We start from the raw sequence: 23,503 nt of genomic DNA on the forward strand, positions 1-23,503 counted from the left end.
CTTGAAGAAAAAGAGTGCTTTCGGGCACTCTTTTTTTCTATTTATAATATTGAGAATGTATGAGAAAAATTAATTTGTTGATAGCCGGACTGATTTCAGTATTCATTGTTTCGTGCAATCAATCTGGTAAAAAACCGGAAACCGATTCCCGGACAACCGTAAAACATCTCATGGTTTTGAGTCAGAAAGATACGGTACAGGTGCTAGACCTCACTAATCAGTTTATGACCGCTGTAAAGGAACAACGATATGCTGATGCAGCCATGATGTTACACGAAATGAAAGCGGATGATCCTTTTGCTCAGCCGGAATTATTGGATAACGAACAATTAAAAAGCGTATTACAAAGGCTGAAAGCCTTTCCGGTATATGATTATACTATAAGCAATTGTATTTTTAAGGAAGCGTTTGATAATGAAGTGCGTTGTAAGGTTGTTCTATTCCCAAAAACAGACAAGGAGGATAGACGGCCCAATACTACAACTTGGTATTTTAAACCGGTCCGCTATTTGGGAGAATGGAAGCTTTGTTTCCGGAATAGTGCACAGGGAGACCGCACATTTCACTCTTCCGTGCAATAATATTGAAGAGTTATCAGCTAAAAACAGCCAGTAAATATCGTTGGCAGCGGAATGCTTCATCATCTTTGTTGCTAAGGGAATTCTTGCTGTTATTTCACTCTTTTCTTGCAATGGATTACTACGTCCTGTTACGGCAGGGCGTAGAGCCAGACCGAAGAAATACTTTAATCTGCTGTTTTGTAATCCTTTCCATATTTTGCGCATTCATCTTACACCGGCACCTTGTAGCAGGAATGAAATCCTTTTGTCACGAAACCTTTAATAAAGTGTAACTCTCACGAAACCTGGCTCATCTACCTTTGCATCAGATTAAAAAATACTAAAAGACTGATATGAAAAAGGTAATTAGAGCAGTTTCTTTGTTATTATTGATGGCAGGCATGACTGGAAATGCATTTGCCGAGGAAAATGAAAACATTGTCCGGCAAGGTGCTATCCGCGGACGTGTGATAGACAATGGAAAACAAATTCTGCCGGGTGCTTCCATCTTTATTGAAAATCTGAAAACCGGAGTGATCAGTGATGTGAACGGTTTTTATACGTTGCCCAATCTGAAACCCGGAACTTACACTGTCAAAGTGACTTATGTGGGCTATAGCCCCATTGAAATGAAAATCACCGTCCCCGAAGGCAAGACTTTGGAGAAAGATATAGTGATGAATGAAGGGGTGGAGCTGCAGGAAGTGCAGGTAAAAGGAGCTTTTCATGGTCAGAAGAAAGCGATCAATACACAAAAGAATAATCTGGGTATCACGAATGTGGTATCTGCCGACCAGGTAGGGAAATTCCCAGATTCAAACATAGGCGATGCCTTGAAACGTATCAGTGGCATCAATGTGCAATACGATCAAGGCGAGGCTCGCTTTGGACAAGTCCGCGGTACTAGTGCCGATTTAAGCTCCGTCACCATTAACGGCAATCGTGTCCCGTCTGCTGAAGGAGATACCCGTAACGTGCAGTTGGACTTGATTCCTGCCGATATGATTCAGACCATCGAAGTGAGCAAAGTCGTTACGTCCGATATGGACGGTGACGCTATCGGCGGTTCCATCAACCTGATAACCAAGAATTCTCCTTATAAACGTACGATCAACGCCACGGCGGGAACCGGTTACAACTGGATCAGCGAGAAAGCCCAACTGAACTTAGGCTTCACATACGGCGACCGTTTCTTCCATGACAAGTTGGGTATGTTGCTTTCGGCTTCCTATCAGAATGCTCCTTCCGGCTCTTATGATACCGAATTCATGTGGGAACAGACGGAGGACGGAAAAGTGTATGTCAGCGATTATCAGATGCGTCAGTACTTTGTCACCCGTGAACGTCAAAGTTATTCGGCGGCTTTTGATTTTGAATTCAATGAAAACCATAAATTGACATTCAAAGGCATCTTCAATAACCGCAACGACTGGGAAAACCGTTACCGTACCAATATCAAGGATTTGGACGAGAACGGAAAAGGAACTGTCCGCATCCAGACCAAGGCAGGTACTCCCGATAACCGCAATGCCCGTCTGGAGCGTCAGCGTACCATGGATTTCGCTTTGGGCGGCGAGCACTTGTGGGGGGCGATTGGTATGGACTGGAATGCCAGTTATGCAAAAGCTACAGAAGAACGTCCTAATGAACGTTATCTTGACTTCCAATTGAAGAAGCAGGAGTTTGATTTGGATTTGAGCAATGAGCGCCAGCCGTTGGCAACTCCCAGAGCGGGTTCCACCTTGACACTGGGCGATAAGTTCAGTTTGAAAGAGCTGACGGAACAGCAGGAAGACATCAAAGAAGAGGATCTGAAATTCTCGGCCAACTTCAAAGCCAGTTTAAATAATGGGGCCAAACTGAAGTTCGGTGCGAAAGTAGTACGTAAGACGAAAGAAAAAGAAATAGATTTCTACGAATACACTCCGAAAGACGAGGATGCCTTTCTGACCAGGAGCCTGAAGAATACGGTAGACCAGAGCACGGACAAGTTTATGCCGGGTGATAAATATCAGGTGGGGACATTTGCCGGTAAAGAGTATGTGGGCGGATTGAACTTGAGTGATGCTTCCCGATTCGATAAAGAACAGGTACAAGCCGAACTGGCTGAAAACTTCGAAGCCCGTGAAACCGTAAGTTCCGGATATGTACGGTTTGACCATCAGTTCACGCGTGACATAAACCTGATGGCAGGGCTCCGCATGGAACATACTTCCCTTCGTTACACCGGCCGTAACTATGACGATGAAACGGACAAGACCACCCGGACTGACCGTGTGACCAACAGTTATGTGAATTTCCTTCCCTCTATCCTGGTGAAATGGGATGTGAATGATGATTTCAAGATACGCGGTTCTTACACACAGACCCTGAGTCGTCCTAAGTATTCGGCTTTGGTACCCAGTGTGAATATCAACCGTGGCGATAACGAAATAAAGATCGGTAATTCGGACTTGAAGCCGACTCTCTCTTACAACTTCGACCTGAGCGCCGACTATTATTTCAAGAGTATCGGACTGGTGAGTGCAGGTTTCTTCTATAAGAAAATAGACGGTTTCATCGTAGATCAGGTGCTGACCAACTATAACTATCAAGGAACAGAATATACTCGTTTTACCCAGCCCAAGAATGCCGGAAATGCGAATCTGTGGGGATTGGAATTCTCTTATCAGCGTGATTTCGGCTTCATTGCGCCGGCCTTGAAATGTGTAGGTTTCTACGGAACATACACCTATACTCATTCGCGCGTGGAAGACTTTAATTTCGAAGGACGTGAAAACGAAAGCGGCCTGAGCCTGCCTGGGTCTCCCGAACATACGGCAAATGCCTCTCTCTACTTTGAAAAAGGAGGCTTGAATGTGCGTCTGAGCTACAACTATGCTTCCAGTTTTATCGATGAAATGGGGCCAAACACTTTTTATGACCGATATTATGATGCTGTGAACTATATGGATGTAAACGCCAGCTATACCTTTGGCAAGAAAGTGAAGATGACCTTCTATGCTGAGGCAAACAACCTGCTGAACCAGCCGCTCCGTTATTATCAGGGGAGCAAGGACCGCACCATGCAGGCAGAATATTATGGCGTGAGAATGAATGCAGGTTTAAAAATAAATTTCTAAAGATAAGTATATGAAAACGTTGATGATGATTAGAAGAATGAAAGAAGTATTGACATGGGTGTGGATTACCGTCATTGGTGCGGCCATCTGTCTGAATGTATGTGCCCAGACTCCGCAGGACTGGAAGGGACTGGAGAAACAACTGAATTTCTATATGGCTAACGATTTGGGACGCAACGGTTACTATGACCAGAAGCCCATAGCCGGATTGATGGGGGAGATGGCGGATGTTATTGGCCCCGAGTGTGTGTTTGCTGCCGGAGACGTGCATCACTTTGAAGGCGTGCGTAGTGTCAATGATCCGCTTTGGATGACCAACTACGAATTGATTTACACTCATCCCGAACTGATGATAGACTGGTTTCCGGTCTTGGGAAACCATGAATACCGGGGTGACACGCAGGCTGTGCTGGATTATACCAATGTGAGCCGTCGCTGGTCGATGCCCGACCGTTATTATACCAACGTTTTTGAGAAGAAAGGAACTACCATCCGTTTCGTGATGATAGACACCGCCCCTCTGATTGATAAATACCGTAACGAGAGCGGGACTTATCCGGATGCCTGCAAACAAGACATGGACCGCCAGCTGGCATGGATAGACTCTGTGCTGACTGCCGCCAAAGAAGACTGGCTGGTCGTGATCGGTCATCATCCCATTTATGCCGAGACTCCGAAAGACGATAGCGAACGCGGCGATATGCAGAAACGGCTGGATCCCATACTCCGCAAACACAAGGTGGATATTTATGCCTGCGGACACATTCATAACTTCCAGCACCTTCGTGTGCCGGGCAGCGATATAGACTATGTGGTCAATTCGTCTGGTTCGTTGAGCCGTCAGGTGAAACCTGTGGAAGGCACTCTGTTCTGCAGTCCTGAACCGGGTTTCTCTATCTTTGCGGCAGATAAGAAAGAGCTGGATATGCACATGATTGATAAGAAAGGAAAAGTAATCTATACTGTAAAACGCACCCGATAGGGATCGTTATTTTAGGAAAAAGAGTACATTTGCAGTGTAAAACTGTAAATGTACTCTTTGTTATGTTAAATGCACTCCTTTTGATTGGTGGGCTGGCTCTCATTTTAGCCGGTGCGAATGGTTTGACAGATGGTTCCGCAGCGGTAGCCAAACGTTTCCGTATTTCCGATTTAGTCATCGGACTCACCATTGTGGCTTTCGGAACTTCGGCTCCCGAACTGGTTATCAGTGTGCTTTCCGCATTGAATGGCAGTGCCGGGATGGCTATTGGCAATGTGGTGGGTAGTAATATTTTCAATGTCCTGATGATTATAGGCTGTACCGCCCTGGTACTTCCCATCAAGGTAGGTGAGGGAACGATGAGTAAGGAGATTCCGCTGGTCATTCTTTCTTCGCTGGTTCTTTTTGTCTGTGCCAATGACACGATGCTGAACGGGGAAGCGGTCAATGTCATCGGCCGTTCCGACGGGCTTGTCCTGCTGGCTTTCTTCCTCATATTTATGCGCTATACCTTTGCCATCGCCCGTAATGGGGTCGATGAGGCGGGAGAGGAGCAGAAGATAAAGGGAATGCCTGTATGGAAATCAGTGCTGTACATTGCGGGTGGTCTGGCCGGACTCATATTCGGCGGACAGTTTTTTGTTGAGGGAGCAAGCGGGCTGGCCCGTTCATGGGGAGTCAGCGAGTCGGTCATCGGACTGACGTTGGTAGCCGGAGGTACTTCCCTGCCGGAGCTTGCCACCTCTATAACGGCGGCTTTGAAGAAGAATCCGGGGATTGCCATCGGCAATGTCATCGGTAGCAACCTGTTCAATATATTCTTTGTGCTGGGATGCAGTGCTACGGTATCACCGCTTCCGATGGGAAACATCAACAATCTTGATTTAGGTGTATTGGTCGCTTCTTCCTTGCTGTTATGGCTGGTAGGCTGGTTTTTCCGTAAACGCACCATAACCCGTCTTGAAGGCGCGTTGATGGTTGTCTGTTACGTCATTTATACCGCCTATCTTATTGCCCAACAGTAAAAAAGCTGTAAAAAGAATGAGTTATCTGCAAAAAAACTTCTATCTTTACACCCTGAATTTTATAAAAATACAGCATGGCTATTACCATTAAAAAAGTCAGTTCGAAGAAAGAACTTAAGACGTTCATACGGTTCAACTACGAGTTATATAAAGAGAATCCTTATTCCGTACCCGATTTGTACGATGATATGCTGAATACGTTCAGCCCGAAGAAGAACGCCGCTTTCGAGTTTTGTGAGGCGGAGTATTTTCTGGCCTATAAGGATAACAAAGTAGTAGGACGTATTGCAGGAATTATCAATAAACGCGCAAACGAGACTTGGAATAAAAAAGAAGTACGTTTCGGGTGGATCGATTTCCTGGATGATATCGAAATATCACGTGCCTTGTTGGATGCGGTGGCCCAATGGGGTAAATCGAAGGGAATGGATACCATTCAGGGGCCTTTGGGCTTTACCGACTTTGATGCGGAAGGCATGCTGGTAGAAGGATTCGACCAACTGAGCACCATGTCTACCATCTATAACCATCCTTACTATCCGCAACACATGGACCGGCTGGGGTTTGAGAAAGACGCCGACTGGGTGGAGTATAAGATTTACATTCCCGAAGCTATTCCGGACAAGCATAAGCGGATCAGCGACCTGATTCAACGCAAGTTCAACCTGACCATCAAGAAATATACCTCCCGCAAGAAACTGGCGGCCGAGTACGGACAGGCCATCTTTGAGCTGATGAACGAGGCGTACGCACCGTTGTATGGTTTCTCGGCGCTCTCTCAGGGGCAGATTAACCAATACATAAAGATGTATCTCCCCATTGTGGATCTGAACATGCTGACTTTGGTGACCGATGCGGACGGAAAGCTGGTGGCCGTGGGCATCTCCATGCCTTCCATGTCCGAAGCGTTGCGCAAGTCAAAAGGCCGGTTGCTCCCGTTGGGATGGTATTACCTGGGCAAACTGTTGTTCCTGAGGAAATACCCCAAAGTGCTGGATTTGCTGCTGGTGGCGGTAAAACCCGAATACCAGAACAAAGGTGTCAATGCTTTGTTATTCTCTGATCTTATTCCGGCTTATCAGCAGCTGGGATTCCACTATGCCGAAAGCAATCCGGAACTGGAACTGAACGGAAAAGTGCAGGCCCAGTGGGAATATTTCAAGACCGAGCAGCATAAACGCCGCCGTGCCTATAAGAAAAGTATTCTGTAACAACGATATATATAAATGTGATAAGTCAAGATGGAAGAGAACAACGAACTGATAAACAATCCCGCCGTAGAATATACCGACGATAACATCCGCCACCTCAGTGACATGGAGCATGTGCGTACCCGTCCCGGTATGTATATTGGAAAGTTGGGTGACGGATCACATGCCGAGGACGGAATTTACGTCCTTCTGAAAGAAGTGCTCGATAACAGCATCGATGAATTTAAAATGCAGGCGGGTAAAAAGATTGAGATTGTAATGGAAGAAAACCTCCGTGTCAGCGTGCGTGACTATGGCCGCGGCATTCCGCAGGGAAAGCTCATTGAAGCCGTGAGCGTGCTGAATACGGGAGGTAAATATGACAGCAAGGCGTTCAAGAAGAGCGTAGGGCTGAACGGCGTCGGCGTGAAAGCCGTCAATGCGTTGAGCTCGCGTTTCGAGGTGCGCAGTTATCGGGACGGAAAGGTGCGTATCGCCACCTTTGCCAAGGGCAACTTGCTGACGGACACCACACAGGACACCACCGAGGAGAACGGTACGTTTATTTTCTTTGAACCGGACCGCCTCTTGTTCGAGAATTATAGTTTCCGTCCGGAGTTTGTGGAAACCATGCTCCGCAACTATACCTATCTGAATACAGGACTGGCCATTATCTACAACGGCCAGCGCATCCTGTCGCGCAACGGATTGGTGGACTTGCTTAACGACAACATGACAGCGGTGGGGTTATACCCCATCATCCACTTGAAAGGCGAGGATATCGAGATAGCCTTTACGCATACCGGCCAGTATGGTGAGGAGTATTATTCTTTTGTGAACGGGCAGCACACCACGCAGGGAGGTACGCATCAAAGTGCTTTCAAAGAGCATATCGCCCGTACCATCAAGGAATATTTCAACAAGAACATGGATTATGCCGATATCCGTAACGGACTGGTAGCCGCCATTGCCGTCAATGTGGAGGAACCGTTGTTCGAAAGCCAGACCAAGATCAAGCTGGGCTCTACCAACATGGCTCCCGGCGGTCCTACCGTCAATAAGTTTGTAGGCGATTTTGTCAAGACTGAGGTGGACAACTATCTGCACAAGCATACGGACATAGCCGATGTGATGTTGCAGAAGATTCAGGAATCGGAGAAAGAGCGTAAAGCCATAGCCGGAGTGACCAAACTGGCCCGCGAACGTGCCAAGAAGGCAAATCTTCATAACCGCAAGTTGCGCGACTGCCGCTTCCACCTGAACGACACCAAAGGAGACAAGAAGGAGGAAAGCTGCATTTTCATTACCGAGGGCGATTCGGCCAGCGGCTCCATCACCAAAAGCCGTGATGTAAATACCCAGGCCGTATTCAGCCTGCGTGGCAAGCCGTTGAATTCGTATGGGCTGACCAAGAAAATTGTGTATGAGAATGAAGAGTTCAACCTGCTTCAGGCTGCCTTGAATATAGAGGACGGCATGGAAGGTTTGCGATATAACAAGGTGATTGTGGCTACGGATGCCGATGTGGACGGCATGCACATCCGTTTATTGCTGATCACTTTCTTCCTGCAATTCTTCCCCGATCTGATAAAGAAAGGCCATGTATATATTCTTCAGACCCCTTTGTTCCGCGTCCGCAACCGTAAGAAAGGGGTTTACGAGACCGTATATTGTTATTCGGAAGAGGAGCGGGTTGCCGCCATCGAACGGTTAAGCCCCAATCCCGAAATCACCCGGTTTAAAGGTCTGGGGGAAATCTCACCCGATGAGTTCAAGCACTTTATCGGCAAAGACATGCGTCTGGAGCAAGTTTCCCTCCGCAAGACCGACCTGGTAAAGGAACTGCTGGAGTTCTACATGGGCAAGAACACCATGGAGCGTCAGAATTTTATTATAGATAACCTTGTGATAGAAGAAGATATTGCGTGATTAGTGATTAAAAATATGAGAAGAGCGATATTTCCGGGCACCTTTGATCCCTTTACCATCGGCCATTATTCGGTGGTGAAGAGGGCGTTGACCTTTATGGATGAGGTGGTGATCGGCATTGGTATCAATGAGAATAAGAAGACCTGGTTTCCTACCGGGAAACGGGTGGAGATGATTGAACAGTTGTTTGCTGACGAGCCTCGGGTAAAGGTCGATGCTTACGCCTGCCTCACCATCGACTTTGCCCGCGACAAGGAGGCGCAGTTCATTATCCGCGGTATCCGTACGGTGCGCGACTTTGAGTATGAGGAAACCATAGCCGACATCAACCGGAAGCTGGCCGGAATAGAAACGATCCTGCTGTTTACCGAGCCGGAGCTAACCTCTGTCAGCTCCACCATCGTAAGAGAATTGTTACAGTTTGGCAAAGACGTGACCCCGTTCTTGCCCGAAGGAATGAAAATAGACTGATCATGAAATATACCATGTACCTTGCAGGCTTGATTGCCTGCTTTTTTTCTATCGTGGCCGCACAGGCTCAGGAGAATAAGTTTATGGAGTCTCCGGCACGCAAGTTGCAATTGGCGGAGTTTGCCATTGCCAACCTCTATGTCGATAAAGTGAATGAGGGAAAGCTGGTGGAGGAAGCCATCGTGAAGATGCTGGAACAGCTCGATCCGCACTCCACCTATTCCGATCCGGAGGAAGTGAAGAAGATGAACGAGCCGTTGCAGGGAAACTTCGAAGGCATCGGCATACAGTTCAACATGGCGGAGGATACGTTGATGGTGGTACAGCCCGTATCGGGCGGGCCGTCCGAAAAGGCGGGCATCCTGGCAGGCGACCGTATCGTGATGGTGGAAGATACGCTGATAGCCGGTGTGAAAATGAGTACCGAGGATATCATGCGCCGCCTCCGCGGACCGAAAGACTCGAAAGTGAACTTGAAAATACTTCGTCGCGGAGTGAAGGAACTGCTTACGTTTACGGTGAAAAGGGACAAAATACCTGTTTACAGCCTGGATGCTTCCTATCTGATCAAGAATAAGGTGGGCTATATCCGTATCAGCCGTTTTGCCGCCACTACCCATGAGGAGTTCAAGAAAGCGCTGGCCGAGTTGCAGAAGAAAGGGATGAAGGACTTGATTCTGGACTTGCAAGGCAACGGCGGCGGCTATCTGAATGCAGCCATCGATATCGCCAATGAGTTCTTGGGCAAAAAGGAACTGATAGTCTATACGGAGGGACGCCGTAATCCCCGTAGTGAGTTTTTCGCCAAAGGTACGGGCGAGTTTCAGCATGGTCGTCTGATCGTATTGGTCGATGAGTTCTCAGCTTCTGCCAGTGAGATTGTGACCGGTGCCGTTCAGGATTGGGACAGAGGAGTCGTGGTGGGCCGCCGCAGTTTTGGTAAAGGCCTGGTGCAGCGTCCCATTGATTTGCCGGACGGTTCGATGATCCGTCTGACGGTGGCGCGTTATTATACACCTGCCGGACGTTGTATACAGAAACCCTACGAGAGTATCGAGAAGTATAACGAAGATTTGATAGACCGTTACAATAAAGGGGAGATGATGAGCGAAGACAGTATTCATTTTCCGGATTCTTTGAAGTTCAAGACTCATAAGCTGGCGCGTACGGTATATGGTGGCGGTGGGATCATGCCCGATTATTTTGTGCCGATTGATACGACTCTTTATACTAAATATCACCGTCAGTTGCGTGATAAAGGCGCGTTGATGAAAGCTCACTTCCATTTCATGGATGCCCATCGCAAGGAATGGCTGGGGAAATACAAGACTTTCAATGAGTTCTACAAACGTTTTGAGGTTACTCCTGATATGTTGGCGCAACTGGTTGCCACCGGTAAGGAGATGGGAGTGGAATATCATGAAGATGAATACCAAAAGGCCCTGCCTCTGTTGAAATTGCAGATGAAGGCATTGATAGCCCGTGATTTGTGGGACATGAACGAATATTATCACGTCATCAATGACGCCAATGAAAGTATCAAAAAAGCCTTGGAACTGCTGGAACAGCCGGACTTTGAGGGTTTGCTGCTGAAACGGCAGTGAGTGGATGCGGAGAAGTGGCTTGCGTCATGGGGCATACGGAGTTAGGTTGCTTGGAATGAGCAGGCGATATCCTTTCCCGTGCTCTGTTTCTATTTGGTATTCCGGGAAATTCAGAAGAGCTTTGCGTAGGGTATTGATATGTTTGTTTATTCTGTTATTTAATATGTTTTTGTCGGTACTGTTTATTTCTACGGGCCACAGTTCTCGGACGATTTCTTCTTTGGATACGAAATGTTTAGGGTTGCCAATTAGTAGTCGCATAATTTTGAATCCCGAATCCATAGTGATGCATTCTTGGTCGTTTATGTATATTTTCCGTTCCTTTTCATCTACCTTTATGCCTTTTTGCAAGAAGACATTGGTGGGGACTGTAGGGGAATTTGTGGCTACATTTTCAGTATTTATTTGTTTCGCTTGGGAATGGGAGAATACAAAGGTAGCAATTATAAGGTAAAACACCGCTAACCATGTTATTCTTTTATCTCCGTTTTTCCATATTGTTGCTCGGTCACAATCCGCCCACGCCTGTACGGTGACTGTTTTTTTAGCGTCCAAAATTACGGCTTGTGTGGCAATGGATTTTTGATAAGAAATAGAGTCTTTGTCGCTATATTGTATATCCCCTTTGTGACGATAGATAATGCCTGTACGGCATATTATGTTTTTCTTGCTTATTTCTTCATTGAATAGTGTATTAAATTTATCGGGGTTCACAGGACGTATTTGAGCCAAGATGTATTGTGTAGCCCATTGATAAGCTAAATACTCTTCTACGCTATCTTCGAATATAATATATTCCGGTCCTTCATTACTTGTTATTTTTATTCTATCTACTTTTTTGTTTAGTGATTTGCCGGTATATCGCATTTCTTTAAGTTCTCTCCTGTGAAAATCTACGATAATAGTTTTGTTCAAGGCTTCATTCAGGTGTTCTTGTATGTTTTCCTTTCCGGAGTTAAAAAATGAGACGCATAAACTCACTAGTCCTATTATCAGAAAAAGACCTATTGTTATTTTTCTTTTTATTCTCTTCATCTTTCTTCTTTTCTGCAAAGGTATGAAATGGAAATAAAGTAGAGAAATAAAACTTCTAAAAAAGGGAAGGATTATGCTGGTGCCAACATGATAAGGAGAAAAGTAGAGAAAAAGTAAGAGAAGCCGTGAAAAGTAAGAGAAAAGTAAGGATAAAAAGGAATAGCTTTTAGTTTTTCCTTTTTATTTTTGTCGCAATAGTAAAACAGATAAAAAATGAAAAAAGTAGGAATGTTATTTATGGTTGCACTAGTTATTGCAGCGAATGTGTTGAATGTCTTGGAACAGTCCAAAGGTGCTATAGATGAATTGATGTTAAGCAATATAGAAGCTTTAGCCAATTTTGAATATGTACCTGGTAGATGTTTCGGAGACGGTAATGTGGATTGTCCCGATGGTAGTAAGGTTGCTTATGTGTTAGAACCTTTAGCTTTGGAGTAGTTATTGCTTATTAATTGGAGAATAAAAAGAAAGAGTGGAAAGATAATCTTTTTGGGTTAGCGAATGTCTTTTCCATATTTGTTGGCTCTCCTTAAAAGGAAAGGAGGATTGATCGATGTAAAAGTAAGAATAGAGAAAAAGCAATGAAGAGTTCTGTTTTTTCCCACGGTGTATCTCTTTCCGATAAAAAGAGAATTAGAAAATAAAGTAACAACTATAAAAAAATAATAGAGATGAAAAAGAGTATTTGGAAAGTAACTTTGGTTATTGTATTTGCTTTAATGGTAGGTTTGAATGTGTATAATGTCCAAAAGACGGATATGGAAATGTCCGAATTGGCTTTGGCTAATGTGGAAGCATTGGCTGGCAATGAAGGAGGAAGTGGAGGTTTTAATTGTTGGTGGGATAGTGTGGATTATATGATTTGTTATTCGGGTGGTGATTGGACTGGATGTCCTTGTGGAAGTCATGAATGGTAATTTTACCGTTGTTTCAGGTTTGTAAAACTGTTGATGTTAAAATCATTAGCTTAGCTATAACTTCTTTTTATTTATTGGAATTTATATAGAAAGAGGAATAGAATGTTTGATTGTCAGTATTTTGAAGCTTTATTCGATATATAGTTTATTGATAAACAGGGAAGTATTGTGGCTTATAATATTGGGGTTTATCATATGGTTTTACAAACTATTGAAATATGATACATATATTTATAACATATATTCCTTGAGGATTATAAATTGATCCTCAAGGAGATAGCTAATTTAACCGTTTAATCCTATTGTATGATAAGAATTCTATGTTGTTTTTGGGTTGCTATCACCTTGTTTTGTTCTTGTAGCCATAATGGGAGGAATTATTCTTTTTTGCTGCATCCTGTCGATTCGTTTCTGACTTATGCGTTGGATTCAGATGTGAAAATGCCTTTGTTTATTCGTACTTGTACGAGCAGTGACGGCAAGGAATATTTATATTTTCAAAATAGCTATTTGCCGGAGTTGTTGATTTATGATGTCCATAATGGTAGTTTGGTGAACAAGAATGTTTTTGAGGTGGAAGGAAGCAATGCGGTAAAAGGTGGATTTTTGAATGGATTTATGATGTCTGACTGCGAGCATATTTATATTGCGGGATTGGCAGATTGCAATCTTTATGAAACGGATACGACGGGGTATATCAAGAAGCGGATGAATTATGCAGTTACGTCAGATGGGTATAAGCCGGTTGGTTGTTTTAAAGAAAACGGCACTTTCCAGTTCTTGAATGGAAAACTTTATCTGACTCAAAGCCTTAATTGGCAACTGGGTGAGGAGGTGATGGAGAAAAGCTCGTTGTTGTGCTGCATAGATACATTATCAGGAAACACAACTTCCTTGCCAATCGCTTTTCCTGCAATAGACGAACATTTGGTTAGAGGTGCAGCTTCTTCTTTGGCTTTTGAATACAAATGTTGTTTTGATGGGCATCGTTTTGTTTATTCATTCGCTTATATGGATGATTTGTTGGTGGTAGATCCTATTGCTTGCAGTGTTGAGTATAAACAAGGTAAAAGTCAGTATGTCGATAACATACAATGTCCTTCTTATCAAGGAGGCGACGATCAAGTCATGCAAAGACAGATATGTGAAAGTCCTTCTTATGGAAACATACTTTATGATTCGGACAATGAAATCTATTACCGCATTGTATATATTCCACAAGAAGTAGAGGCTGGTGTTGAGGCGCTTACCTTGCTTCGGAGCGGAAGAAAACAATTCTCTATACAAATTTTCGATAAACAGCTTACTATGATTGGGGAGCATGTGTTTCCTCCCTATACTTATAATTCCAGACTTTGTTTTGTGACAAAGGGTAAATTATATATCAGCACTAATCATGTGATGAACCCTGATTATAGCGATGATGTGCTGTCTTTTCAAATGTTTGAACTGGTTGATAAAGCCGGAGGAATCAGATGAAATGCCGGAAACAACTAGATGTAATATCGGAAACAACTAGATGTAATATCGGAAACGACTATATGTAATACCGGTGGCAACAGCCTCTGTTGACCGTCCGGCGCCTGCTGGACGCATATCCATCAGGCACTGAACGCATGTCCATCAAGGGGCGGACGCATATCCATCAGCTGCCGGATATGCGTTTTTTGTTCCCCGCAGGCTGTTGAGGCAATCTATTCCCCGAACAATACCTTGTTCAGCCAACGGTTTACATACACATTGGCAAACGCACAACCGATACCGATAGCCGCTCCCGCCACCACATCGCTGGGATAGTGCACCCCTTGGTTCATCCGGGCAAAGCCTACCCCGCAAGCCCATACGGCCGAGGGGGCGATAACATACCACTTGGGATACGTGATGGAGAGCGAGGTGGCCAGAGAAAAAGCGGCTGCCGTGTGCCCCGAAGGAAACGACGGACTGTCTGCATCCGGTGCTCCGTAAGCATGAATCTTATCCGGATACTTTACAAAAGGCCGCTCGCGCCCTATGATATGCTTGGCGGCGTATGTAATACCTACCGCCTCAATCACACTGGTTCCCAGGTAAACGGCATCCTTCAGCATCGGCCGGTCTTTCTTGATCAATGCATAGATCCCCATGGCAGTAGGAATGCCGACCGGCAAGATGATGCCGCTTTCGGACAGCCCCCGGCTGAGGCCGTGTACATGCCAGCTGTTGATTGTTTTTAAAGTGTTGATGTCTGCATTCTGTGCCGGAAGGGCAAGTGTAAAGCTTACTGTCAGAAAGAGGAGAATAATTTTTCGTATATCCATGTCCGTTTGGTTTTTGTCCGGTACAAAGATAGGAAAATAATGTAATCCGCATTTACCCTTCCCCGGATTAAAGAATAATTTCCATAATTCCTTGTATTATCGCTAGAATTCCTTTACTTTTGCATCGTGAAGACACAGCTTTTAACAGAATTTTTAGTTCTAACAATTAAATAATTTAAATTCAATCATTTATGTGGTTAAGTAATTCATCTATTGGAAGGAAAGTGGTGATGAGTGTCACAGGTATCGCCCTTGTCCTGTTTCTGACGTTTCACATGGCGATGAACCTTGTTGCGCTCTTCTCGGAAGATGCTTACAACATGATTTGTGAATTCCTGGGAGCTAACTGGTACGCGTTGGTTGCAACAGCCGGACTGGGCGCTCTGTTCGTAATCCACATCATCTACGCTTTCTGGTTGACCATGCAGAACCGTGCGGCTCGTGGTAGCGAACGCTATGCAGTGAATGTCAAACCTAAAACTGTGGAATGGGCATCTCAGAACATGCTTGTTCTGGGTATTGTTGTCATTGCCGGATTGGCTCTTCACTTTGCCAATTTCTGGTACAAAATGCAGTTTGCCGAAATCATCGGTGTGCATGATTTAGGCGCTTTCGGCCCTACAGACGGTGCCGCTTACATCCGTGAAACATTCGGATGCCCTGTATTTACAGTGCTTTACCTCATTTGGTTAGCAGCTTTGTGGTTCCACCTGACTCACGGATTCTGGAGTGCTTTGCAGACACTGGGCTGGAGCAACAAGGTTTGGTTCGAGCGTTGGAAGACTATCGGTAACATCTACTCTACTGTAGTCGTTCTTGGCTTTGCGGCTGTAGTCGTTATCTTCTTCGTGAAATCACTGGCTTGTGGTGCTTGCTAATCGTAAATTGTAAATGATAAAATTGTAAATGAATATGGCTACTATAGATTCTAAAATTCCTGAAGGCGCTTTAGCCGAGAAATGGACCAATTATAAAGCTCATCAAAAATTGGTAAACCCTGCCAACAAACGTCGTCTGGACATCATTGTGGTAGGTACCGGTCTGGCAGGCGCTTCGGCTGCCGCTTCACTGGGTGCTCTGGGTTTCAAGGTGTTAAACTTCTGTATCCAGGACTCTCCTCGTCGTGCACACTCTATTGCTGCACAGGGAGGTATCAATGCTGCTAAGAATTATCAAAACGATGGTGACTCTGTTTACCGTCTTTTCTACGATACAATCAAAGGGGGTGACTACCGTGCACGCGAAGCCAACGTTTACCGTCTGGCCGAAGTGTCCAACGCTATCATCGACCAGTGCGTGGCTCAAGGTGTTCCTTTCGCCCGCGAATACGGTGGCTTGCTGGACAACCGTTCATTCGGTGGCGCTCAGGTATCACGTACATTCTATGCCCGCGGTCAAACCGGACAGCAGTTGCTGCTGGGTGCTTATTCTGCATTGAGCCGCGAAGTGCAGCGTGGTAACGTGAAATTGTACACTCGTTATGAAATGCTGGACGTTGTGCTGATCAAGGATAACGAAGGTGTGGAACGCGCCCGTGGTATCATCGCCCGTAACTTGGTAACCGGTAAGATTGAACGTTTTGCCGCTCATGCGGTAGTGATCGGTACCGGTGGTTATGGTAACACTTACTTCTTGTCTACCAACGCGATGGCGTCAAATGGTTCGGCTGCCATGCAGATCTACCGCAAAGGTGCATACTTTGCTAATCCCTGCTTCGCACAGATCCACCCCACATGTATTCCTGTACACGGTGACAAGCAGTCCAAATTGACTTTGATGTCCGAGTCATTGCGTAATGACGGACGTATCTGGGTTCCCAAGAAGCTGGAAGATGCCAAGGCATTGCAGGCCGGAACCAAGAAGCCGACCGATATTCCTGACGCCGACCGCGACTTCTACTTGGAACGCCGCTATCCGGCATTCGGTAACCTGGTTCCCCGTGACGTTGCTTCACGTGCTGCCAAAGAACGTTGCGACGCCGGTTTCGGTGTGAACAACACTGGTCTGGCCGTATTCCTTGACTTTAAATACGCTATCGACCGTCTGGGTGAGGACGTGGTTCGTGCCCGTTACGGTAACTTGTTCGATATGTACGAAGAAATCACTGACGAGAACCCGTACAAGACTCCGATGATGATCTTCCCGGCTATCCACTACACCATGGGTGGTATCTGGGTTGACTACGAATTGATGACTTCTATCAAGGGTCTGTATGCTATCGGTGAAGCCAACTTCTCCGACCATGGTGCCAACCGTCTGGGTGCGTCTGCATTGATGCAGGGATTGGCCGACGGTTACTTCGTATTGCCTTATACCATCCAGAACTATCTGGCCGACCAGATCCAGGTTCCGCGTTTCTCAACAGACCTGCCTGAATTTGCTGCTGCTGAAAAGGCTGTGAATGATAAGATTCAGAAGTTGATGAACATTAAGGGTCATCGTTCTGTAGATTCTATCCACAAGGAATTAGGTCACATCATGTGGGACTTCGTAGGTATGGGACGTACCAAGGAATCCTTGACCAAGGCACTGGCTCAGCTGAAAGAAGTAAGAAAGACCTTCTGGAGCGACCTTCGCATTCCGGGTGAAGCGAATGAATTGAATGTAGAACTTGAAAAAGCAATCCGTTTGGCCGACTTCATTGAAATCGGTGAATTGATGGCTTACGATGCTTTGAACCGTGAAGAATCTTGTGGTGGTCACTTCCGTGAAGAACATCAGACACCGGAAGGTGAAGCGCTTCGTCACGATGACAAGTTCTCGTATGTAGCTTGTTGGAAGTACACCGGCGAAGGAAAAGAACCTGAGTTGATTAAAGAAGATCTGAACTATGAGTTCACCAAGGTTCAAACCCGTAACTATAAGTCTTAATTATTAATTGTATAGAAATCATGGATAAAAATATAAGTTTCACACTGAAAGTTTGGCGTCAGAAAGGTCCTAAGGACAAAGGACATTTTGATACCTTCCAAATGAAAGATATTCCGGGTGATACCTCATTCCTGGAAATGATGGATATCTTGAACGAGCAGCTTATCAATGAAGGTAAAGAACCTATCGTATTCGATCACGACTGTCGCGAGGGTATCTGCGGTATGTGCTCTATGTACATCAACGGTCATCCTCACGGACCTGCTACAGGTGCTACTACCTGCCAGATTTATATGCGTCGTTTCAAAGATGGTGATACCATTACTGTTGAGCCTTGGCGTTCGGCCGGTTTCCCGGTCATCCGCGACCTGATGGTAGACCGTGGCGCTTACGACAAGATTATGCAGGCCGGTGGTTATGTGTCAATCAATACCGGTGGTATTCCTGACGCGAACGCAATTCCTATTCCCAAACCTGTTGCCGATGAGGCTATGGATGCGGCTGCATGTATCGGTTGTGGTGCTTGTGTGGCTGCATGTAAGAATGGTTCTGCCATGTTGTTCGTTTCTGCAAAGGTCAGCCAGCTGGCACTGTTGCCTCAAGGCAAGGTGGAAGCTGCCCGCCGTGCGAAAGCCATGTTGAGCAAGATGGACGAACTGGGCTTTGGTAACTGTACAAACACTCGTGCTTGTGAGGCGGAATGTCCGAAGTTGGTTTCTATCAGCAACATCGCTCGTTTGAACCGTGAATTTATTGCTGCGAAGCTGAAAGACTAATCACGGTTAGTTTTACTTGATATTTGAGAGTGCCCTGCCTGCTGGCGGGGCACTCTTTTTATTGACATGTCCTGGGTAAAGAGTCATTTCTTTTTGCTCTTATTTTCCAACGGGAAAGAAATGAGCGGCTCTATTATATTGGCAGGGTCATGTTTCATATTCCTTTTTTAATCCTGCTTTTTCAATCTAATTGTAATCTTGTGTGCGAAAACGGACGTGTTTGTGAAATAATACTAAATAAAAAGCGAAATTGAATCAAATAGTTGGAGAGAATGGGTGTAAGTTGTACATTTGTCATGTGATTTTTTTCATAGTATTAGATTTAAGGTTAACAAAGGTTGGAGCAAGGCGTTGCTCCTTTTCTTTTTTAAGCCCCTTGTTTTTCTTGTTCTTGTGCTCCCCTTCAGGCTGCCGCTCTTTTTAAATATGCTATATCTTGTTTCTATTCATTGATTTTTTCCTATCTTTGCGATGATATAACTAACTTATAACCTAATGAAAAGACACACTAACCTTTTATGTTTGGGAGCTGCCGTGGCATTGCTGAATGCTTGCGCTCCGTCAGTGAATGCTCCGGAACCGGTTTTCCCTGTTCCAGAAAAGAAACAAGTGGAATGGCAGAAGATGGAGACATACGCTTTCGTACATTTCGGACTGAACACTTTTAATGACCGTGAGTGGGGTTACGGTGATTCTGATCCCGCAACTTTTAATCCTGCCAAGCTGGACTGCGAGCAATGGGTGAAAACTTTTGTGGCGGCGGGCATGAAGGGGGTTATTCTGACGGCAAAGCACCATGACGGCTTCTGCCTGTGGCCTACGGGACTGACTGAATATTGTATCCGAAACACACCTTACAAAGATGGAAAAGGAGATATCGTACGTGATCTTTCCGAAGCATGCAAGAAGTATGGTATAAAGTTCGCTGTTTATCTTTCGCCTTGGGACCGGCATCAGGCCAACTATGGATCGCCGGAATACGTGGAATACTTCCATAAGCAACTGCACGAACTGATGACCAATTACGGTGAGGTCTTTGAGGTGTGGTTTGACGGCGCCAACGGAGGCGACGGCTGGTACGGAGGAGCGAAAGAGAGCCGTACGATTGACCGTAAAACGTATTACGATTATCCCCGTATTTATGAGATGCTGGCCGAACTCCAGCCACAGGCCGTTATCTTTTCGGATGGAGGCCCGGGATGCCGCTGGGTAGGCAATGAAAGCGGCTTTGCCGGAGCCACGAACTGGTCGTTCCTGCGTGCCGGAGAAGTGTATCCGGGTTATCCTAAATACAGGGAACTGCAATACGGACATGCCGACGGAAATCAGTGGACGGCTGCCGAGTGTGATGTTTCCATGCGTCCGGGCTGGTTCTATCATCCCGAGGAGGACGACAAGGTGAAGACTGTAGAGCAGCTGACCGACCTTTACTATCGCAGTGTGGGGCATAACGCGACTTTGCTGCTCAATTTCCCCGTAGACCGGTATGGATTGATTCATCCGGTGGATTCGGCGAATGCGGTCAATTTTTATAAGAATGTGCAGAAGCAGCTGGCGGACAATTTGCTGAAGGGTGTTCTTCCGAAAGTTTCCAACGAACGGGGTGGAAAGTACACGGCAAAGGCTGTGACGGACGGAGACTATGATACTTATTGGGCTACGGAGGACAGCGTTACATCGGCTGTCATCGAGTTTGAATGGCCGGCTCCGCAAAAGGTGAACCGTATGTTGTTGCAAGAATACATTCCGTTGGGACAGCGTGTGCAATCCTTTGTGGTGGAATACAATAAGGATGGGGAGTGGCTGCCCGTAAAACTGAACGAAGAGACCACCACCATCGGTTATAAACGTTTGCTTCGTTTTGAGACAGTGACCACAGATAAGCTCCGCATCAACTTTACAGAGTCGCGCGGATGCTTGTGCATCAATAACATAGAGGCTTATTATGCTGGAGAGACCCATGACGTGTTCACTGCCAAGGCGGAGGAACTGAGAACGTATCCGTTCACCTTGCCGCAGGTAGATGAGGCTGAGGCCGGAAAATGTGCGGACAAGGATGCCGCCACCACTTGCTTTGTAGATGGCAATACGCTTTTGATTGATTTGGGTAAGGAGCAGACTGTTTCCTCATTCCATTACCTGCCCGACCAGAGCGAGTATAACAAGGGGCTGATAGCTGCCTATGAGATTTCGGTCGGCACGGAAGCCGGTGCGGTGAATCAGGTGGTGAGCAGCGGAGAATTCTCGAATATCAAGAACAATCCGATTCTTCAATCGGTTTATTTCACTCCGGTAACAGCCCGGTATGTGTTGTTGAAAGCTGTGAGAATGGTGGAAAACGACGGGCCGATGGGCTTTGCCGAATTAGGAATACAATAATCTGGCGATAAAGAGAGAATGTAGAAACTAAGATGAGCACGCTGGATACTTGCAGTTTGTGACTGGTAAATAAAAATAAAAGAGCCGTATCATTACTCAACGTTGATGCGGCTCTTTTTAGCTTCTTAAAGGATGTCAAGTCTCGGATTAAAAGTCCTTTTTCTCTGTAGCAGAGTCTTGACATCCTCTTTTTTTATGCTCTTTCTTTATTTAATGACTACTTTAAAAAGCATCATTCCGAAATTACCACTGATGGTATAACCCGATGGAACGCTTTTTATAATTACCGGTAAGGCGTATGTACCTTGTTTTAATCCGGTGGTATTGATCACTAATTCTGTTTCTGCCAGCTGGGTTTGCTTAAGGATTGTCATCGTTGTGGGAAGAGTATAGCATGAAGAGGGCAATAAGGTGCTTGTTCCTACTTTGCTTTCATCAATGTCCAGTCCCACCACAATGTCTTCATGCTGGTTTCTCCAATCGGCGATGGTGTAATTGACATACAGTTTGAACCGTACTTCCTTGCCGGCTGTGACGGTGCTGCTTGTCGTATGCTTGGTATAGGGCAGCTCAATAACGGGCTTGGCGTCTTCCCAGTCAACCAGATAATCATCCTTTAGACACGAGCTCATGGTCAGTGCTATGAACATAACTAGTAATAAATATGCTTTTGTTCTCATAATGTCCTTCTGTTTTTGTTTATTATAAATAGTCACTTACTGTTTCTCTTTCTTCATTCTTCTGATCCCAGAATATCAATGACTCATAAATATCTATTTCTTTGAAATTATTAGGATTCAGATTCCTTTCTGTATTTGGGTATGGAAAGCGTATAATCAGTTTCTGACCTTTAGCCTGGCTATGAGAAACCTTTAATACCGGATAGTCTGTTCTTCTTTGTTCAGACCAGGCTTCCAACGGGTCAATCATGAACAGACTGATCCATTTCTGTGTCTGGATGGCGCATAACTTTTCTTCTGTAGTAGCCATCAAATCCCAGTTGACAGCTTTATTCTCTTGTGTCAGGAACTGCATGGCAGCTTCTTCTACAGAACCGCTGATCGGAGCTCTGACACCTGCCAGCGGATAGCCGTCATCTTTCAAGGCGCGTTCATACATCTTCATGGCAGCGGTCACAGCTTTCTCATAGTAATCCTTGGCTTTGGCGTCTCCACCGTCAATCATACCCCGTAAGGCAGCTTCTGCCAGGTAGAAACCTGCCAGTGAGCCCGACATGATATAAATGTCTTCTTGCGGGCCATCCACTTTGGAAGATGACTTGGCCAATATTCCAAGTCCGATTTTGGATGCGTTCGGACCGTCGGCGGGGAACAGTTGTCCATAAGGAACGCCAATGTAATATTCTTTATCCAAACCGTGTTTCTTGTAATCGGTTCTTCCGTTTTTGTCATCGGCCAAAGAGGTGCGCGGATCTATATAGACACGCAGACGCGGATCATTATTGTCGCGTAGCGCATCCACCAGTTGCGAGGTGGGTACTACTTGTTTGTGATAAGTAGATTCATAATCAAGGTAAGTCCATCCCCAGTATTCGTAAACATGGTTCATTTTGTCGTCCGCTTTGTAATAGCCCGGATTGCCTTTGATGATTTCATTCAAATCGAGCCCTTTGTCCTGGATGGAAGCTACTTGTGCCGATACGTCTTGAACATTGGATATTCTCATCAACAAACTTAGTTTGATGGAATAAGCGTACCGCCTCCATTGCTTCAAGTCGCCTTTACAGAAAATATCAGCTTTCTTTAATGTACCGACGCTGTAGGTGGGGTTGGCTATGGCTTCGTCCAGTTTGGCGATGGCTTTATCGATATCCTGTATCAAGTTGGCATAGATGTCTTCTCCTTTATCATATTTAGGAGCCAGATAATCATTGCCCAGGGCTGCCTCTGTATAGGGGACATCTCCGAATATGTCTACCAGCTCCCGGAAATTGATGACGGTCAGTACGCCGGCAATGCCTTCATATCCGGCATCTTCTTCTTCTACCGCTTTGGCGGTAATACTCCTCAGGTTCATGATACGGGCATAGCGCGAACTCCAGTAGGAGTCTGAGTTCTGGGGAGCCAGCAAGCCTGTAAGGAAAACGTAAGTACCGGAAACTGTGCCCGACTTGGTAAGGTGCTGGCACATGTTCTGCAGACCATGATAGGTGGTTCTGTCCGCATTCATGTCATTTTCTACAAAAGAAAGCAACAAGTCCTTGGTGACGGTCTCTTCCAATGCATAGTTGGGATTATGGTTCACGTCCAACCAGTCTGTACAGCTACAGCATAATAATCCACCTATTATCAAGGTATATAATGATTTTCTTCTCATAGTTTTCT

The 23,503-nt window shown here is 45.5% G+C and carries 19 protein-coding genes; 15 read left to right on the plus strand and 4 right to left on the minus strand.

The features are described 5' to 3' along the window. The first annotated feature begins 59 nt into the window (after positions 1–59). The 8 genes from ACYQ0C_RS22030 (at position 60) to ACYQ0C_RS22065 (ending at position 10,883) form a co-directional block, all read left to right on the plus strand. Positions 60–581 (plus strand): hypothetical protein, encoded by a 522-nt coding sequence (locus ACYQ0C_RS22030; protein ID WP_016274997.1) that lies wholly within the window; start codon positions 60–62, stop codon positions 579–581. Positions 582–913: 332 nt separating this feature from the next. Further along, positions 914–3,682, plus strand: coding sequence for a TonB-dependent receptor (locus ACYQ0C_RS22035; RefSeq protein WP_016274998.1), 2,769 nt, complete (start codon positions 914–916; stop codon positions 3,680–3,682). A 10-nt stretch (positions 3,683–3,692) separates the two neighbouring features. After that, positions 3,693–4,664 (plus strand): metallophosphoesterase, encoded by a 972-nt coding sequence (locus ACYQ0C_RS22040; RefSeq protein ID WP_016274999.1) that lies wholly within the window; start codon positions 3,693–3,695, stop codon positions 4,662–4,664. Positions 4,665–4,726: 62 nt separating this feature from the next. Then, positions 4,727–5,689, plus strand: coding sequence for a calcium/sodium antiporter (locus tag ACYQ0C_RS22045; RefSeq protein ID WP_016275000.1), 963 nt, complete (start codon positions 4,727–4,729; stop codon positions 5,687–5,689). 74 nt (positions 5,690–5,763) lie between these two features. Next, entirely contained in the window at positions 5,764–6,900 is a 1,137-nt protein-coding gene (locus ACYQ0C_RS22050; RefSeq protein WP_016275001.1) for a hypothetical protein, read from the plus strand. Positions 6,901–6,930: 30 nt separating this feature from the next. Then, positions 6,931–8,808 carry a DNA topoisomerase IV subunit B gene (locus tag ACYQ0C_RS22055; RefSeq protein ID WP_016275002.1) on the plus strand — a complete coding sequence of 626 codons (1,878 nt, stop codon included), beginning with the start codon at positions 6,931–6,933 and terminating at the stop codon, positions 8,806–8,808. 15 nt (positions 8,809–8,823) lie between these two features. Beyond that, positions 8,824–9,279 carry a pantetheine-phosphate adenylyltransferase gene (coaD, locus tag ACYQ0C_RS22060; RefSeq protein ID WP_016275003.1) on the plus strand — a complete coding sequence of 152 codons (456 nt, stop codon included), beginning with the start codon at positions 8,824–8,826 and terminating at the stop codon, positions 9,277–9,279. Between the two features lie 2 nt (positions 9,280–9,281). Next, positions 9,282–10,883 carry a S41 family peptidase gene (locus ACYQ0C_RS22065; RefSeq protein ID WP_016275004.1) on the plus strand — a complete coding sequence of 534 codons (1,602 nt, stop codon included), beginning with the start codon at positions 9,282–9,284 and terminating at the stop codon, positions 10,881–10,883. A 24-nt stretch (positions 10,884–10,907) separates the two neighbouring features. On the opposite strand, the gene ACYQ0C_RS22070 is transcribed toward ACYQ0C_RS22065, so the two are convergent. After that, a complete protein-coding gene (locus tag ACYQ0C_RS22070) occupies positions 10,908–11,918 on the minus strand; it encodes a winged helix-turn-helix domain-containing protein (protein ID WP_016275005.1) in 1,011 nt (336 codons plus the stop codon). A gap of 213 nt (positions 11,919–12,131) precedes the next feature. Between ACYQ0C_RS22070 and ACYQ0C_RS22075 the strand changes: the two genes are divergently transcribed. The 3 genes from ACYQ0C_RS22075 to ACYQ0C_RS22085 all read left to right on the plus strand — a co-directional run bounded on the left by ACYQ0C_RS22075 (position 12,132) and on the right by ACYQ0C_RS22085 (position 14,314). After that, entirely contained in the window at positions 12,132–12,356 is a 225-nt protein-coding gene (locus tag ACYQ0C_RS22075) for an NVEALA domain-containing protein (RefSeq protein ID WP_016275006.1), read from the plus strand. Positions 12,357–12,589: 233 nt separating this feature from the next. After that, entirely contained in the window at positions 12,590–12,835 is a 246-nt protein-coding gene (locus ACYQ0C_RS22080; RefSeq protein WP_016275007.1) for an NVEALA domain-containing protein, read from the plus strand. Positions 12,836–13,141: 306 nt separating this feature from the next. Further along, entirely contained in the window at positions 13,142–14,314 is a 1,173-nt protein-coding gene (locus ACYQ0C_RS22085) for a DUF4221 family protein (RefSeq protein WP_016275008.1), read from the plus strand. A gap of 215 nt (positions 14,315–14,529) precedes the next feature. On the opposite strand, the gene ACYQ0C_RS22090 is transcribed toward ACYQ0C_RS22085, so the two are convergent. Beyond that, on the minus strand, positions 14,530–15,132 hold the full coding sequence (locus ACYQ0C_RS22090; RefSeq protein ID WP_016275009.1) for a phosphatase PAP2 family protein: 603 nt from the start codon (positions 15,130–15,132) through the stop codon (positions 14,530–14,532). Positions 15,133–15,323: 191 nt separating this feature from the next. On the opposite strand from ACYQ0C_RS22090, the gene ACYQ0C_RS22095 reads away from it, so the two are divergent. The 4 genes from ACYQ0C_RS22095 (at position 15,324) to ACYQ0C_RS22110 (ending at position 21,158) form a co-directional block, all read left to right on the plus strand. Continuing rightward, a complete protein-coding gene (locus tag ACYQ0C_RS22095; protein ID WP_016275010.1) occupies positions 15,324–16,010 on the plus strand; it encodes a succinate dehydrogenase/fumarate reductase cytochrome b subunit in 687 nt (228 codons plus the stop codon). Positions 16,011–16,044: 34 nt separating this feature from the next. Next, positions 16,045–18,003 carry a fumarate reductase/succinate dehydrogenase flavoprotein subunit gene (locus ACYQ0C_RS22100; RefSeq protein ID WP_016275011.1) on the plus strand — a complete coding sequence of 653 codons (1,959 nt, stop codon included), beginning with the start codon at positions 16,045–16,047 and terminating at the stop codon, positions 18,001–18,003. Between the two features lie 20 nt (positions 18,004–18,023). Then, entirely contained in the window at positions 18,024–18,779 is a 756-nt protein-coding gene (locus ACYQ0C_RS22105; RefSeq protein ID WP_016275012.1) for a succinate dehydrogenase/fumarate reductase iron-sulfur subunit, read from the plus strand. Positions 18,780–19,274: 495 nt separating this feature from the next. After that, entirely contained in the window at positions 19,275–21,158 is a 1,884-nt protein-coding gene (locus ACYQ0C_RS22110; RefSeq protein WP_016275013.1) for an alpha-L-fucosidase, read from the plus strand. Positions 21,159–21,364: 206 nt separating this feature from the next. On the opposite strand, the gene ACYQ0C_RS22115 is transcribed toward ACYQ0C_RS22110, so the two are convergent. Beyond that, positions 21,365–21,838 carry a DUF1735 domain-containing protein gene (locus ACYQ0C_RS22115; protein ID WP_016275015.1) on the minus strand — a complete coding sequence of 158 codons (474 nt, stop codon included), beginning with the start codon at positions 21,836–21,838 and terminating at the stop codon, positions 21,365–21,367. 22 nt (positions 21,839–21,860) lie between these two features. Then, complete coding sequence (locus ACYQ0C_RS22120; RefSeq protein ID WP_016275016.1) at positions 21,861–23,495, minus strand: SusD/RagB family nutrient-binding outer membrane lipoprotein; 1,635 nt, start codon at positions 23,493–23,495, stop codon at positions 21,861–21,863. Positions 23,496–23,503 lie beyond the last annotated feature (8 nt).

The sequence above is a fragment of the Phocaeicola sartorii JCM 17136 = DSM 21941 genome (assembly GCF_054653615.1).